Annotated in this window: 14 protein-coding genes and 1 pseudogene; 5 read left to right on the top strand and 10 right to left on the bottom strand. The window is 71.6% G+C overall.

Features of this window, described 5'->3' with window-relative positions:
* Window positions 1–72 precede the first annotated feature (72 nt).
* From dacB to DEJ12_RS06575, 3 genes are read left to right on the top strand one after another with little or no spacing between them, the layout of a single operon-like run.
* On the top strand, window positions 73–1584 hold the full coding sequence (gene dacB, locus DEJ12_RS06565) for a D-alanyl-D-alanine carboxypeptidase/D-alanyl-D-alanine-endopeptidase (protein WP_111029427.1): 1512 nt from the start codon (window positions 73–75) through the stop codon (window positions 1582–1584).
* Between the two features lie 23 nt (window positions 1585–1607).
* Window positions 1608–2228: an isochorismatase family protein gene (locus tag DEJ12_RS06570; RefSeq protein ID WP_071404992.1), complete on the top strand. Its 621-nt coding sequence runs from the start codon at window positions 1608–1610 to the stop codon at window positions 2226–2228.
* Complete coding sequence (locus DEJ12_RS06575; protein ID WP_111029428.1) at window positions 2225–3730, top strand: NAD-dependent succinate-semialdehyde dehydrogenase; 1506 nt, start codon at window positions 2225–2227, stop codon at window positions 3728–3730. Before DEJ12_RS06570 ends, DEJ12_RS06575 begins: the two co-directional genes overlap by 4 nt.
* A 70-nt stretch (window positions 3731–3800) precedes the next feature.
* On the opposite strand, the gene DEJ12_RS06580 is transcribed toward DEJ12_RS06575, so the two are convergent.
* From DEJ12_RS06580 to DEJ12_RS06615, 8 genes and pseudogenes are all read right to left on the bottom strand, one after another.
* Window positions 3801–5654, bottom strand: coding sequence for an ABC transporter ATP-binding protein (locus DEJ12_RS06580; RefSeq protein WP_111029429.1), 1854 nt, complete (start codon window positions 5652–5654; stop codon window positions 3801–3803).
* Between the two features lie 7 nt (window positions 5655–5661).
* Window positions 5662–5877, bottom strand: coding sequence for a hypothetical protein (locus DEJ12_RS06585; protein WP_027466417.1), 216 nt, complete (start codon window positions 5875–5877; stop codon window positions 5662–5664).
* A 265-nt stretch (window positions 5878–6142) separates the two neighbouring features.
* Window positions 6143–7522: an MFS transporter gene (locus DEJ12_RS06590; protein ID WP_110863353.1), complete on the bottom strand. Its 1380-nt coding sequence runs from the start codon at window positions 7520–7522 to the stop codon at window positions 6143–6145.
* A gap of 221 nt (window positions 7523–7743) precedes the next feature.
* Window positions 7744–8373 (bottom strand): annotated as a pseudogene (ribA, locus tag DEJ12_RS06595) (GTP cyclohydrolase II); the annotation flags it as partial.
* A 29-nt stretch (window positions 8374–8402) separates the two neighbouring features.
* Window positions 8403–9485, bottom strand: a complete 1083-nt coding sequence (gene ribD / locus DEJ12_RS06600; RefSeq protein ID WP_258370487.1) for a bifunctional diaminohydroxyphosphoribosylaminopyrimidine deaminase/5-amino-6-(5-phosphoribosylamino)uracil reductase RibD — start codon at window positions 9483–9485, stop codon at window positions 8403–8405.
* A 91-nt stretch (window positions 9486–9576) separates the two neighbouring features.
* Window positions 9577–10131, bottom strand: a complete 555-nt coding sequence (locus DEJ12_RS06605; protein WP_181433026.1) for a GNAT family N-acetyltransferase — start codon at window positions 10129–10131, stop codon at window positions 9577–9579.
* A gap of 2 nt (window positions 10132–10133) precedes the next feature.
* Complete coding sequence (gene trpS / locus DEJ12_RS06610; protein ID WP_111029433.1) at window positions 10134–11144, bottom strand: tryptophan--tRNA ligase; 1011 nt, start codon at window positions 11142–11144, stop codon at window positions 10134–10136.
* Window positions 11145–11185: 41 nt separating this feature from the next.
* On the bottom strand, window positions 11186–12028 hold the full coding sequence (locus DEJ12_RS06615) for an exodeoxyribonuclease III (protein ID WP_071244335.1): 843 nt from the start codon (window positions 12026–12028) through the stop codon (window positions 11186–11188).
* Window positions 12029–12080: 52 nt separating this feature from the next.
* Between DEJ12_RS06615 and DEJ12_RS06620 the strand changes: the two genes are divergently transcribed.
* Window positions 12081–12425, top strand: a complete 345-nt coding sequence (locus tag DEJ12_RS06620) for a hypothetical protein (RefSeq protein ID WP_111029434.1) — start codon at window positions 12081–12083, stop codon at window positions 12423–12425.
* A 92-nt stretch (window positions 12426–12517) separates the two neighbouring features.
* Here DEJ12_RS06620 and DEJ12_RS06625 read toward each other — a convergent pair whose 3' ends face one another.
* Window positions 12518–12790: an HPr family phosphocarrier protein gene (locus DEJ12_RS06625; protein WP_022905912.1), complete on the bottom strand. Its 273-nt coding sequence runs from the start codon at window positions 12788–12790 to the stop codon at window positions 12518–12520.
* A gap of 69 nt (window positions 12791–12859) precedes the next feature.
* Window positions 12860–13630: a DeoR/GlpR family DNA-binding transcription regulator gene (locus tag DEJ12_RS06630; RefSeq protein ID WP_027466423.1), complete on the bottom strand. Its 771-nt coding sequence runs from the start codon at window positions 13628–13630 to the stop codon at window positions 12860–12862.
* Window positions 13631–13881: 251 nt separating this feature from the next.
* On the opposite strand from DEJ12_RS06630, the gene ptsP reads away from it, so the two are divergent.
* Window positions 13882–15540, top strand: a complete 1659-nt coding sequence (gene ptsP, locus DEJ12_RS06635; RefSeq protein ID WP_111029435.1) for a phosphoenolpyruvate--protein phosphotransferase — start codon at window positions 13882–13884, stop codon at window positions 15538–15540.
* Window positions 15541–15574: the final 34 nt, after the last annotated feature.

Below are 15574 nucleotides of genomic sequence, written 5' to 3' on the forward strand. Positions count from 1 at the left end.
CCGGCTCCCGTCCGCCACGGATCCCGGATCCGGCCTGGAGGCTCCTGCCGCAGTTCCGTAGGATCGGTCGCGATGTCCGAGCAGCAGCCCACCCCGCGTTCCGTCCCGGAGCGGTTCCACGCCGCCGTCACCGCGGTGCGCGCCTCCGCCGCGCGACGCCCGGTCCCGTGGATCGCCGGTGGTCTCGCGGCGCTGCTCGTGGTCGGTTCCGGTGGGGCCGTCGCCGTCGCGGCGGCCACGACCCCGGACTCCCGGACCGCTGCGGCGCCGAGCCCGACCCGGACCGCGTCCTCGGCTCCGGACCGGACGACCACCACGAAGCGCCCGACCACGAAGCCGTCCCCCACCCCGACCGCCGATGCCCGCGCGGTGCCGGACGACCTCGCCGGTCCGTCCGCGCTCCGGACCTGCTCGATCGCGACGGCTGCGTCGGCGAGCGGCCTCGGCGACTTCGAGGGGTACGTGATGGACGCGAAGACGGGCAAGGTCCTGTTCTCGAAGCACGGCGAGCGGGCCGCCCAGACCGGCAGCGTCATGAAGACCCTGACCTCGGCGACCGCGCTCTCGGTGCTCGGGGGCGACCACCGCATCCCGACGACCGTCGCACGGGAGTCCGCGAACACCGTCGCCCTGGTCGGCCACGGCGACGCGACACTGTCCGCCGGCGGCGGCACGGTGTACCCGGGCGCCCCGACCCTCGCCCAGCTCGCGCAGCAGGTGAAGGCGAAGGTCGGCGACACCCCGGTCACCACGATCGTCACCGACGACTCGTACTGGAGCGACGCCGACGCCTGGGACCCCACGTGGCCGGTGTCCGAGCGCACCATCGGGTACCAGCCGAAGGTCACGGCGCTCATGGTCGACGGTGACCGGGCGAACCCCGCAGCGGCGACCTCGCCCCGGTCGGAGGACCCGGTCGGACGCGCCGGCATCGCCTTCCGGACGGCACTGGCGAACGCTGGCGTCGCTGGCGCCGGGTCCGCGCAGATCGTCAAGCGGGCGACCACGGGCACCGAGACGATCGCCACGGTGTCGTCGCAGCCGGTGTCGACGCTCATCGGGCAGATGATCCCGAACTCGGACAACACCCTGGCCGAGATGCTCGCCCGGGTGTCCTCGAAGGAGTCAGGCTCGAACGGCTCGGCGGCGTCGCTGTCGTCCGTGTACCAGTCGGCACTGCGCTCCTACGGCCTCGACCCGGCCGGCATCGTGATCAAGGACGGCTCGGGCGAGAGCGCCTCGAACGCCGTGTCGCCGGAGTTCGTCGCACACCTCATGGTGCAGGTCGCCTCCGGCGCGAAGGGCCTCGGCACGCTCGCGAACGCCCTGCCGGTGTCCGGCCAGTCCGGCACCCTGGCCAGCCGGTTCACCGGCGCGAACGCGGTCGCCCGCGGCAAGGTGCATGCGAAGACTGGCTGGATCGACAGCGCGAACACCCTCGGCGGCTACATCGACGCCGCCGACGGGTCGCGGCTGACCTTCGCCTTCTACGCCATCGGTTCGCCGCGTGCAGCGGCACTGCCGGCACTCGACGCGGTGACCGCCGCGACCTACTCGTGCGGGAGCAAGCTCACCGGCTCCTGAGCCGACGGGTGTTGGATGGACCCATGGCAAGAGCACTGCTCGTCGTGGACGTCCAGAACGACTTCACCGAGGGCGGTGCGCTCGCGGTCACCGGGGGAGCGGCGCTCGCGAAGCGCATCACCGCGTTCCTCGGTCGGCACGGGGACGAGTACGACCTGATCGTGGCGTCCCGCGACTGGCACCACGGCGACGACGACAACGGCGGACACTTCGCCGGACCCGACGGACCCGACTTCGTCGACACGTGGCCGGTGCACTGCGTCGCCGGCACGCCCGGCGCCGATTACCACCCCGATCTCGACACCGCACTGATCGACGTCGACGTCCGCAAGGGGCAGGGCACGCCGGACTACTCGGCGTTCCAGGCCCGGACCGAGGCGGGCGTCCCGCTGGCCGAGGTGCTCGCCGAGCGCCGCGTGCACACGATCGACGTCGTCGGCATCGCCACCGACCACTGCGTCCGTGCTTCGGCGCTCGACGCCCGTGCCGCGGGCCTCGACGTCGCCGTGTACGAGGACCTGGTGGCCGGCGTCGACGTCGAGCGCAGCGCCCGGGCGCTCGACGAGATCCGGGCGGCCGGCGGACACGTCGACCGCAGCGACATGGACGAGGGCCTCGCGAACCCAGGAGGAGCACGACTGTGACCGACACCACCACGAACGAAACCACCACCACCGTCGCCGACGAGCACGTCCGCGTCGAGAACGTCCCCACCGGACTCTTCATCGGCGGCGCCTGGCGCGCCTCGTCGAGCGGGTCCACCTTCGCCGTGCACGACCCGTCGACCGGTGCCGTCCTGGCCGAGGTCGCCGACGCCACCCCCGAGGACGGCCTCGCCGCCCTCGACGCAGCCGCCGCGGCGCAGGAGTCGTGGGCAGCGACGGCCCCGCGCACGCGCTCGGACATCCTGCGCCGGGCCTTCGACCTGGTGCACGAGCACGCCGACGACCTCGCGGCCCTGATGTCGCTCGAGATGGGCAAGCCCCTGGCCGAGGCCCGCGGTGAGGTCGTCTACGGCGGCGAGTTCCTGCGGTGGTTCTCGGAGGAAGCCGTCCGCATCACCGGCGACTACCGCACGAACCCCGAGGGCACCGGCCGCGCGATCGTGCTGAAGCGTCCGGTCGGCCCCGTGTACGCGATCACCCCGTGGAACTTCCCGCTCGCGATGGCGACGCGGAAGATCGGCCCGGCCCTGGCCGCCGGCTGCACGGTGGTCGCGAAGCCGGCCGACCTCACCCCGCTGACGACCCTGTTCCTGGTCGAGCTGTTCCGCCGTGCCGGGCTGCCGGACGGCGTGCTCAACGTGATCCCGTCGAGTGACGCCAAGGGACTGTCCGAGCCGATCATCGCCGACCCGCGCCTGCGGAAGCTGACGTTCACCGGTTCGACCCCGGTCGGTTCGGCGCTCCTCAAGCAGGCGGCGGACAACGTGCTCAAGACGAGCATGGAGCTCGGCGGCAACGCGCCGCTGCTCGTGTTCGACGACGCCGATCTCGACAAGGCGGTGGAGGCGGCGATGCTCGCGAAGTTCCGCAACACGGGCGAGGCCTGCACCGCCGCGAACCGGTTCTTCGTGCAGGACGGCATCGCCGATGCGTTCGTCGCGGCCCTCACCGCGAAGGTGGACGCCCTGCGGGTCGGCCGGGGCACCGAGGACGGCACGACGCTCGGACCGCTCATCGACGACCGCGCCGTGGACAAGGCCGCCTCGCTCGTCGACGACGCCCTCGGCCGCGGTGCCCGGCTCGTCACCGGCGGCCACCGGATCGACCGTCCGGGCACGTTCTACGAGGCGACGGTGATCGACGACGTGCAACCCGGCTCGGAGATCATGACGACGGAGATCTTCGGACCGGTCGCCTCGGTCACGCGCTTCAGCACCGAGGACGAGGGGATCCGGCTCGCGAACGACACCGAGTACGGGCTCATCGCCTACGCCTTCACGACCGACTTCCGGCGTGGTCAGCGGCTCGCCGAGCGCCTGGAGACGGGGATGCTCGGGCTGAACACGGGCGTCGTGTCGAACGCGGCGTTCCCGTTCGGCGGGGTGAAGTCCTCCGGCCTCGGCCGCGAGGGGTCGCACGAGGGCATCGAGGAGTACCTCGAGACCGTGTACGTGCTGACCCCGGACCCCTTCGCCGCCTGAGCCAGAGCCAGAGCCCCCGCCTGAGCCCGGATCGCCGGGACGGCCGCGGTGCACGCGGCCGTCCCTGCACTCACACCAGCAGCTGGTGCTTCGCCAGGTCGCGGTAGAGCGGCGTCGACTCGACGAGCTCGGAGTGCGTGCCGCTGCCGACGACGCGGCCGTGCTCGAGCACGACGATCACATCGGAGTCGACCACCGTCGACAACCGGTGGGCGATCACGAGCAGGGTGCGGTCCTCGGCGACGGCGTCGATCGCGAGCCGCATCTTCTGCTCGTTGACCCCGTCGAGTGACGACGTCGACTCGTCGAGCAGCAGGATCGGGGGAGCGGCGAGCAGCGCGCGGGCGATGGCCAGGCGCTGCCGTTCCCCACCGGAGAGCATCACGCCGTCCTCACCGACCTGCGCGTCGAGACCGCGGGGATCGCGGTGCAGGACCTCGCCGAGGTTGACCGCCTCGAGCACCCGGACGCAGTCGTCCTCGGTGGCGTTCGGCGACCCGAGCAGCAGGTTGGCGCGGATCGTGCCGGCGAGCACCGGCGCGTCCTGCTCGACGTAGCCGATCTGGGCACGGAGCTCGTCGCGGTCCATGCCGCGGACGTCGATGCCGCCCAGGCGGATGACGCCGTCGGTGGGGTCGTAGAACCGCTCGATCAGCGCCAGGGTCGTCGACTTGCCGGCACCGGACGGACCCACGAGTGCGACGCGTGAGCCGCGTCGCACCCGGAACGACACGTCGTGGAGCACCACGTCGTCGGCCGGGCGCTCGTCGTCGACGCGATCCGGGCCTCCCGGACGGTCCGCGGGGTCGGACGCGACCGCGCCGTCGGCACCCGAGGCGTCCGCCTGGGCGCGGTACCGGAACGAGACGTGCTCGAACGCGATGGCGTCGTCGGTGGCGACCGCTGCGGCGGGCCGGACCGACTCGTCGTCCTGGGACTCCGTCGGCAGGTGCAGGATCTCCTCGATCCGGCCGAGCGCGCCGAGCGCCTGGGCGACGGCGACGGCCGCGCCCATCGCCTGGCCGAGCGGCATGATCATCATGAAGAGCAGCAGGATGAACGTGATGAGCGTCGCGATGGTGATGGTGCCGGCTGCGACCTGTGCCCCGCCGACGCCCAGGACGGCGATGAACGCGACCTGCATGACGATGCTCGCGACGGGGACGACGAAGGCGGACATCTTGGCGATGTCGAGGCCGCGCTTGTAGGCCTCGGTCGCGTGGCCGTCGACCTCGCGCACCTCGCGTGCGGTGGCGCCGGCCGCACGGATCGTGCGGACCGCGCCGATCCCGCGTTCGACGGCGGCGGTGAGGTCGCCGACCTTCTCCTGCGCACGCTTCGAGGCGACCCGGATGCGACGGCTCAGCCCGCCGACGACGACGATGGCGATCAGGACGATCACGATCACGATGCCGAGCAGCAGCGGGTCGATGATCGCCATCGCGACGATGGCGCCGATGAACGTGAGCGCGCCGCCGATCGACTCGATCAGTCCCTGGGTCAGGACGGCCCGCAGGAGCGTGGTGTCGCTGCCGACGCGGGACACCAGGTCACCGGTGCGCCGGGTGTCGAACTCCGAGATCGGCAGGTTGAGGATGCGGGCGATGAGCTTGCGGCGGGTGGAGAGCACGACGCCCTCGCCCGCGCGCTGCAGCAGGAAGTGCTGCACGCCGTTCAGCACCCCAGCGACGATGACGAGCCCGACCAGCAGCCACACGAGCGTGCTGAGGGTGTTGCCCTGCTGCACCGCGGTGATGACCTGGTTGACCAGGAGCGGCTGCGCGAGCGAGGCCCCCGCACCGAGGACGCTCAGCACGATGATCACGACCATCGCGGGCTTGTTCTCGAACAGGTAGGACAGCAGGCGACCGAACGTGGCGCGGGGGCCGTCGGAGGTCTTCGGGCGTGCGAAGGGGAAGCTCATCGTGTTCCTAGTTTCTGCCGTACTTCTTGTGCACTGCCTGTCGGCTGACACCGAGCAGCGTCGCGATCTCCTGCCAAGAGGCGCCGGCGGTGCGGGCACGTCGCGCAGCGAGCTCTTCGGTCCGGTCGAGCTCACGGCGCAGCTCCCGCACGTTGGCGAGGGCGGAGAACGGGTCGTCCCCCGATGCTCCGGCCGCGAGGCTCGTGATGGTCGGTCGGTCCATGGGTGTCAACCTACATTGACGCACCGACATCCGTCAACCTGCGTTGACGGCGTCTCGCCGCGCTGCATCGGGTGCGCAGACGCCGGCGTCTTCGTTCGACGCCGCCACGCGCGCGAGACGCCGCCGAATCCGGCGGCGTCTCGGCGGGCATGCGGCGTCCCGCTGACACGACGGCGTGTTGCGCGGGGGCGAGGCGCGCACACGACGGACGGGAGGCCCGGTGCCAGCTGGCACCGGGCCTCCTGTCCCGCGGATGCGTCGCCGATCAGGCGTCGGCGATGTCCTTCGACTTCGTCTCGCGCACGAAGAGCAGCGCGACCAGCGTCACGACCGCCGCGATCGTCAGGTACAGGCCGACCAGGAAGATGTCGCCGTCCGGCTTCCAGAGCGCCAGCGCGATCGTCGGGGCGAGCGACGCACCGAGGATCGACGCGACGTTGTACGCGATGGCCGAGCCGGTGTACCGGACGTTCGTCGGGAACAGCTCGGGCAGCAGCGCACCCATCGGACCGAAGGTCAGCCCCATCAGCGAGAGCCCGACGATGAGGAACGTCACCACGGTGATCGGGCCGCTCGACGCCGCGAACCAGAACTGGAACGTCAGACCGAACAGCGCGATGCCGATCGTGGTCGGGATGAGGGTCTTGCGGCGGCCGAACTTGTCGGCGAGCAGCCCCGCGATCGGCGTGAAGATGCCGAAGAACACGACGCCGATCATGAGCAGGGTCAGGAACTCGCCACGGGTGTAGCCGAGGCCGACCTTCGGGACGAGTGCGCTGGCCTCGGAGCCGGTCGTGCCGTACGACAGGGTGAACGTCGTCATGAAGTAGAAGAGCACGTACGTGGCGACCATGCCGAACGTGCCGACGATGACGGCCCGCCACGAGGTGCGGAACACCCGACCGAGCGGGACCTTCGCGACCGTGCCCGACTCCTGCACACCGCGGAACACCGGCGACTCGACGAGCTTGAAGCGCACGTACAGACCGATGATGACGAGCACGGCGGAGAGCAGGAACGGGATGCGCCAGCCCCAGGCCTGGAAGTCGGCGTTCGGGGTGCCGTCGGCGCCGGCGGGCATCGCCGCGTTGATCGCGATGAACAGGCCGTTCGCGAGCAGGAAGCCGATCGGGGCACCGAGCTGCGGCATCGAGCCGAACACGCCGCGCTTGCCCTTCGGCGCGTTCTCGGTCGCGAGCAGGGCCGCGCCGGACCACTCGCCGCCGAGCCCGACGCCCTGGGCGAAGCGCATCACGGCGAGCAGGACCGGGGCCCAGACGCCGATGGTGTCGAACGTCGGCAGGCAGCCGATCAGGAACGTGGCGGTGCCCATCACGAGCAGCGACGCGACGAGGGTGGTCTTGCGGCCGATCCGGTCACCGAAGTGCCCGAAGATGATCGACCCGACCGGCCGGGCGAAGAACGCCAGGGCGAAGGTGACGAAGGACGACAGCTGCGAGGCCGTCGGGTCCTCGTTCGGGAAGAACAGCGTCGGGAAGACGAGCACCGCGGCGGTCGCGTAGACGTAGAAGTCGTAGAACTCGATCGACGTGCCGACGAGGCTCGCGATGACGACGCGGGAGCGTGGGTTGCCGGCGGGTGCCGGAGCGGAGGTGGGGGTTGCGGGTGCCGGGGCGGCGGTCATGACAGGGCGGGGTCTTCCGTGCTGCGTGCTCCCGACGGGGAGCACGAGGATCCGAAACGGCGGACACCGATCGGTTCGCGCGGGGTGGCGCGGGCACCGATCGGGTGCGTTCGGCTGAAGGGGGGACCGCTTGTGACGGAAGCCCGATCATACGACAGATGTCGTCTGCCTGCGAATCAGCCCAGAGTCAGCTGGCCGCAGCGTCCGTCGCCCGTTCGTGCTCAGGCGCCCGCGCCGGCACCCGCTTCGAGGTGCTCGGGCAGCTGGTGGCCCATCCGGTCGCGCTTGGTGTCGAGGTACCCGGCGTTCTGCGCCGAGATGCCGACGACGAGCGGCACGAGGGAGTCGACGGTGATGCCGTGCTCCTCGAGCTGGCGGCGCTTCTCGGGGTTGTTCGACAGCAGCCGGACCCGGGTGATGCCGAGGTCGGCGAGGATGCCCGCGGCGCCGCCGTAGGCTCGTGAGTCGGCGGGCAGGCCGAGCGCGAGGTTGGCGTCGAGGGTGTCGAGACCGTCCTCCTGCAGGCGGTAGGCCTTGAGCTTGTTGATGAGGCCGATGCCGCGGCCCTCCTGCCCGCGCAGGTAGATGACCACACCGCCCTCGGCCGCGATGGTGTCGAGCGCGGCGTCGAGCTGGGGGCCGCACTCGCACTTCAGCGAGCCGAAGGCCTCACCGGTCAGGCACTCGGAGTGCACCCGGACGAGTGCGCCGTCGGCGGGCATCGAGCCGTCCGGCAGGGTGCCGATGATCGCGACGTGCTCCGCGCTCGTCACGAGGTCGCGGTAGGCGCGCATCTGGAAGGTGCCGTGGGTGGTCGGCACGTTCGTCGACACCTCGAACTTGACCGGGCTCCCCGGCGTGGGGGAGGTCAGCGCATCGGTCATGGGGTGCTCCGGTCGTTCGTGGGCCCGTCGTTCCCGAGCCCGGGTGTCGCGTCGTGCTGCTGCTGGCGGTCGTGCTGGTGCTGGTGCTGGTGACGCTGCGGTCGGGCTCGGACCAGCAGGTCGGGGCCGAGGCTGGTGGTCGATAGTACGTCCAACCGCCGACGGTCGGAGATGCTTCCCACCCCCAGGTCGTGGAGAGCGACACGGGGGCCGCCGAGCAGCACCGGGGCGATGTACACCAGGTACTCGTCGACGAGTCCGGCGGCGATGAGCGCCGAGGCGACCGTGGGGCCACCCTCGACGAACACCGAGTGCACCCCGTGCCCGCGCAGTGCGCCGAGCGAGGTGGCCAGGTCGTGTCCGGGCAGGGTGACGAACCCGCGCGGGTGCCGACGGACCGCGGCGTCGGCCGGCACCGGGCGGTCACCGAGCACCACGGCGAGGGGCTGGTCGGCGAGCAGTTCGCCGGCGTCCCCGCGCGCGGTCAGGCTCGGGTCGTCGGCCAGGACGGTGCCGGTGCCGACGAGGATCGCGTCGTGGGCGGCGCGCTGTTCGTGCACGTGCTGGCGTGCGGCGGCGCCGGTGATCCACTTGCTCGTGCCGTCGGCAGCGGCGGCGCGCCCGTCCAGGCTGGACGCCCACTTCACGGTGACCCACGGCCGGCCGAGCCGGACCGAGAGCAGCCAGCGTTCGAGGAACGCCTCGGCCTGGTCGGCCAGGACCCCGGAGACGACCTGGACCCCGGCGGCACGGAGTCGGTCGGCGCCGCCGTGCACGTCGGCGCCGGGATCGTCGATCGCGTACACGACCCGGGCGATCCCGGCGTCGAGCAGGGCCACGGCGCACGGCCCCGTGCGGCCGACGTGGTTGCAGGGTTCGAGGGTGACGACCGCCGTCGCACCGCGCAGCAGTGCCGGGTCGACCTTGGCCATCGCGTCGACCTCGGCGTGCGGGGTGCCGGCGCCCTTGTGCCACCCCTCGGCGAGGACCTCGCCGGTGGGGGAGAGGATCACGGCACCGACGCGGGCGTGGTCGCCGACGACGGGCCCGAGGGCCGCGAGTTCGAGCCCGCGGCGCATCGCCCGGACCTCGGTGGGTCGTGCCGTGTCGCTCACGGGCCGAGCCTACCGGCGGTGGTTGGGTGACACGTCACCACGGTTGCGAGCGCGTTCAGGCGACGGGCCAGGGGAGCTCGGAGGCTGGGGTGCCGTCGGCGCGTCGCAGTGCGGTCCACGCCGCGGTCGGGCCGCCGTCCCGGTCCGGCACCCGGGCTGCGCCGAGGCCCGTGAACGAGAACCCTGCCGCACGGGCGACCGCTGCCGACGCTGCGTTGCCTTCGTAGCACTCCCAGTAGACGTCCGGCGCGCCCTGCTCGAACGCCCAGTCGACCACGAGCCGGACGGCGTCGTGCATGAGTCCGGCACCGCGCGCGGACGGTGCGAGCCAGAACCCGAGGTCACGACCGGCGGTGCGGTAGCTGATGATGCCCGCGAGCCACGTCGAACCGGCCGGTCGGATCGCCCACGTGTACTCGCGGTCCGAGGCCCATCCCGGTCCGACCAGGGCGTCGACGAAGGTCCGGGCGTCCTGCTCGCGGTACGGCGTCGGCACCGTCGTCCACCGGACGATCTCCGGGTCCTGGCAGGCCTCGGTGATCGCCGCGGTGTCGGTGCGGGTGGGCAGGTCGAGCCGGACCCGTGCGGACTCGAGCGTGACGGGCTGCACGGTCAGCCGCGCGACCGCGGGACGAACCCGATGCGGTCGTAGACGCGGGCCAGGGTCTCCTGCGCGATCGACTCGGCGCGGTCGGCGCCGACGGCGAGCAGCCGGTCGAGCTCCGCCGGGTCGTCGAGCAGTTCGAGCGTGCGGGCGCGGACCGGTTCGAGCTCGGCCACGACGGCGTCGGCGACCTCGCCCTTCAGGTCGCCGTAGCCCTTGCCGGCGAACGACTCCTCGAGCGCGGCGATCGAGGTGCCGGTGAACGCCGACAGGATCGACAGCAGGTTCGTCACACCGGGCTTCGTCTGGCGGTCGGCTCGGATCTCGCGCTCGGCGTCGGTGACGGCCGACTTGATCTTCTTCGCGGTGCGCTTCGGGTCGTCGAGCAGGCGGATGAGGCCGTTGTCCGACGCTGCGGACTTGCTCATCTTGCTGGTCGGGTCCTGCAGGTCGTAGATGCGCGCGGTCTCGGTCAGGATCCGTGCCTCGGGGGTGACGAAGGTGTCACCGAACCGCGAGTTGAAGCGTCCGGCCAGGTCGCGGGTGAGCTCCACGTGCTGTCGCTGGTCGTCACCGACCGGCACGACCTTGGTGTCGTAGAGCAGGATGTCCGCGGCCATCAGGATCGGGTAGGTGAAGAGCCCGACCGACGCAGCCTCGGCGCCCTGGCGTGCCGACTTGTCCTTGAACTGGGTCATCCGGCTCGCCTCGCCGAAGCCGGTCAGGGTGTTCAGCACCCAGGCGAGCTCGGCGTGGGCGGGCACGTGCGACTGCACGAACAGCGTCGCCTTGGACGGGTCGATGCCCGACGCGATGTACTGCGCAGCGGTGGCCCGGGTGTTCGCGCGGAGCTCGGCCGGGTCCTGCGGCGAGGTGATGGCGTGCATGTCGACGACGCAGTAGATGGCGTCGTAGTCGTCGAGCAGGGTCCTCCACTGCATGAGCGCCCCGACGTAGTTGCCGAGGTGCAGCGATCCGGCGGACGGCTGGATGCCCGAGAAGATGCGGGTCTTGGTCATGGTGGTGCTCCGGTGCGTCAGGTGAAGCGAGAGAAGAGGGGTCAGAGTTCGTAGTCGACGACCACGGGGGCGTGGTCGGACCATCGCTGGTCGTACGCCGCGGCGCGGTCGACCGTGTACTCCGTGACCTTGGCGGCCAGGTCGGGCGTCGCCATCTGGTAGTCGATGCGCCAGCCGGTGTCGTTGTCGAACGCCTGTCCGCGCCACGACCACCACGTGAACGGGCCGTCGACGTCGCCGGCCTGGGCGCGGCCCACGTCGACCCAACCGAGCCCGGGGCCCGTGGAGCCGTCGGCACCCTCGACCGGTTCGCCGTCGGCGCCGAAGAACCGCGAGAAGTAGGCGCGCTCGCGCGGCAGGAAGCCGGCTCGCTTGACGTTGCCCTTCCAGTTCTTGATGTCGCGCTCGTCGTGCCCGACGTTCAGGTCACCGACGACGACCGCGAGCGGGTTGTGCTCGCGGAGCGCCGGCAGTCGCTCGGTCATCGCGTCGAGGAACTTCCACTTCTCGTCCTGCTTCGGGGTGTCGACCTCGCCCGAGTGCACGTACGTGGAGACCACCGTGACGGTCGTCCCGCCGATCTCGTAGTCGGCCTCGAGCCAGCGGCCGGCCGAGTCGAAGTCGTCCGGGCCGAGCGCGACGCGGTGGATCTGGGCGGAGTGTCGGGATGCGATCGCGACGCCGGCCCGGCCCTTCGCGGTCGCCGGGTCGTGCACGATGTCCCACTCGTCGCCGAGCAGCGCCGCCAGGTCGTCGCTCGACGCGCGCACCTCCTGCAGGGCCAGCACGTCGACGTCGCGGGTGGCGAGCCAGTCGCCCATGCCCTTGCGGAAGGCGGCGCGGACGCCGTTCACGTTGACGGATGCGAGGCGCAGGCGTGTCATGCAGAACACCTTATCGGCGGGTGCCGACAGCCCTCGGTCGTACGATCTGCCCATGACCGTCGTGATGACCGTCGTGATGACCGTCGGCGAGCTGCTCGCCGCGTTCCGACCCGTGGCAGCGCAGATGCTCCGTCCGGACGAGTTCCGCTCCGCCCGCTTCTGGGTGAGCCCGCACGGGGACTGGGAACTCGACCACGAGGAGGACGAGTTCATCGACGGCTCGATGAGCGTCGTCTGGGAGATCGGGGGCGAGACCCAGGGGACGAGGAGCCTCGTCGAGGACGTCGACGACCTGCCCGGACTCCTCCACGACCTCGCCGACGACCTGCAGGACTTCATCGCCGAGAGCTCCTTCGCCTGGGGCGAGCTGCGCGCGATCCCGCCCATCGCGCCGTAGCGGCGACCGGACGACGGACGGGAGGCCCGTGGCTGCGCAGCCACGGGCCTCCCGTCCGTCTGGTGGTCGCGTGCAGGACGCGACCTGCGCGATCAGGCCGCGTCGTGGTCCGTCTTCAGGAACTCGACCAGGCTGTCCGCGGTGGTCTCGGCGTCGTCGCCCGAGACGGTGAGGGTGACCTCGTCGCCGTTCTCGATGCCGAGCCCGAGCAGGGCGAGGATGCTGCCGGCGTTCCCGGACTTGTCGCCCTTGGCGATCGTGACCTGGTGCCCCGACGCCGTCACGGTCTGGACGAAGAGGGATGCGGGGCGAGCGTGCAGGCCGGATGCGCTGGCGACGGTCACGGTGCGGGTGGCTTCGGACATCGATGTACTCCTGTCGATGGGTGGTTGGCTCATGCTAGCGAGCACTGGGTGGGCGGGGACGGGGCGCGGTCAGGGTCGGCCGGGCCAGAAGACCTCGGTGCCGGCGGCCTCGACCTCGCGGACCAGGTCGAGGTTGACGGCGGGGTCGGTGATGATCGTGTCGATCGCGGCGAGCGGGGCGACGCGACCGAACTCCTCGCGGCCGAACTTGGTGTGGTCGGCGAGCAGGATGCTCCGTCGTGCGGACTTGATCATCGCGCTCTTCACGGCGGCCTCGGCCATGTTGTGGGTCGTCAGGCCGCGCTCCGGCGTGATGCCGTTGATGCTGATGAAGGCGACGTCGACGCTGACCATGCCGATGAGCTGGTGCGTCCAGGTGCCGACGCCGGCCAGGGAGTCGCTGCGGATGTTGCCGCCGAGCAGGTGCAGGTCGATGCCCGGGCGGTTCGCGACGGCGGTGGCGACGGGGAGCGAGTGCGTGACGACGGTCAGCCCGCGGTCGGTCGGCAGCAGCTCGGCCAGGCAGATGGTCGAGGTGCCGGCGTCGATCATGATCGAGCCGTTCTCGGGCAGTTCCGCCAGGGCGGCCTCGGCGATGACCATCTTCTCGGTCTGGTTGATGCCGCCGCGGTCCCCGACGCCGGGGTGCAGGGTGATCCGCTCGACGGGGATCGCGCCGCCGTGCGCGCGCCGGACGAGGCCGCGGCGCTCGAGGCTCGTCAGGTCGCGGCGGATGGTCTCGGGCGTGACGGCGAGCAGCTCGGCCAGGTCCTTGACGTCCACCCGGCCCTGCGCGCGCGCCTGCTCGACGATGCGCTGGTGGCGTTCTGGTGCGTACATCGGACCTCGTCGTCTCGGGTCGGAACGGAACGGACATGCTCGGGCACGACATCGGCGATGTCGTCCCCTGCGTTCGATCCGCCAGACGCAAACGGGCATCTGTTTCTGCATTTTTATCCCCGGATGTGTTTGTTTGTCAACGCGAAGCGGGGTAGTGTGCTGATCAGCCGCACGGGCGTGGTCTGTTCCCGTGTCGTGTGCACCGAACGATCCACCCCACCGCAAGCGCGTGTGAGATGAAGGAGTCTCGAATGTCCGAACTGCTCGGCACCGGCGTCGGCCGTGGCGTTGCCCACGGCCCCGTGCTCCGGATGGCTGACCCGCTCGGCGAACCGTCGAAGGACGCCCTGGTCGGCTCGGCGGACGACGCGAAGCAGGCCGTGCACGACGCACTGGCCGCCGTGGCGGACGACCTCAACAAGCGCGGGCAGCTCGCCGGTGGCGACGCCCAGGCCGTGCTCGAGGCCCAGGCGCTCATGGCGCAGGACCCGACGCTCCTCGACGACGTGCACACCCGCATCGACGGTGGCACCAACGCCGAGCGTGCCGTGTACGAGGCGTTCGCCCAGTTCCGCGACCTGCTCGTCGGCATGGGCGGCTACATGGGGGAGCGCGCGGCCGACCTCGACGACGTCGCCCAGCGCATCATCGCGAAGCTCCGCGGCGTGCACGCCCCCGGCGTCCCCGAGTCGGACACCCCCTTCGTCCTCGTCGCCCGCGACCTCGCCCCGGCGGACACCGCGCTGCTCGACCTCGAGAAGGTCCTGGCACTCGTCACCCGTGACGGCGGCCCGACCTCGCACACCGCGATCCTCGCCCGCGCCAAGGGCATCACCGCCATCGTCGGCGTGACCGGTGCCGACGACCTGACCGACGGTCAGTCCGTCGTCGTGGACGCCATCGCCGGCACGGTCGTCACCGACCCCGACGCCGCACTGGTCGCGGACGTCGAGCGCCGCATCGCCGAGCGTCTCGCCGCCGCAGCGGCGCCGCTCACCGCCGGTGCCCTCGCCGACGGCCACGTCGTGCCCCTGCTCGCGAACCTCGGCAGCCCCGCCGACGCCGCCGGCGCCGTTGCTCTCGGTGCGGAGGGCGTGGGGCTCTTCCGCACCGAGTTCCTCTTCCTCGACTCGCCGAAGGCCCCCACGGTCGACGAGCAGACCGAGTCGTACCGCCAGCTGCTCGCGGCGTTCCCCGGCAAGAAGGTCGTCGTGCGCGCGCTCGACGCCGGCGCCGACAAGCCCCTGCCGTTCCTCACCGACAAGGACGAGGAGAACCCGGCCCTCGGGCGCCGCGGTCTCCGTGCCCTGCGGAACCACCCCGAGGTCCTGCGCGACCAGCTCACCGCGCTCGCCCAGGCCGACGCCGCAACCGAGGCCGACCTGTGGGTCATGGCCCCGATGGTCGCCGACGCCGAGGAGACCGAGTACTTCGTCACCCTGGCCCGTGAACTCGGCATCCGCACCGCGGGTGTCATGGCCGAGGTGCCGTCGCTCGCGCTGATGGCCGAGCAGGTGTTCCAGAACGCCGACTTCGTGTCGATCGGCACGAACGACCTGACCCAGTACACGATGGCCGCCGACCGCATGCTCGGCACCGTCGCGTCCTACCAGGACCCGTGGCACCCCGCCGTCCTGCGCCTCGTCGCGCAGCTCGGTTCCGCGGGCGCCACCGCCGGCAAGGCCGTCGGGATCTGCGGTGAGGCAGCAGCCGACCCGCTGCTCGCCGTCGTCCTGGTCGGTCTCGGCGCCACGACCCTCTCCATGACCCCCGCGGCCCTGGCCGACGTGCGCGCCGAACTCGGTCGCTACACGCTCGAACAGGCCCGCGAGATGGCGACGGCGGCACTCGCCGCGAGCACGGCGGCGGCCGCGAAGTCCGCTGCCGCGTCCGCGGTGCACGCCGCCTGACCCACCACGCCCAGCACCACCCCTCCCAGCACCA

It is taken from the genome of Curtobacterium sp. MCLR17_059, from assembly GCF_003234665.1.
Classification (GTDB): Bacteria; Actinomycetota; Actinomycetes; order Actinomycetales; family Microbacteriaceae; genus Curtobacterium; species Curtobacterium flaccumfaciens.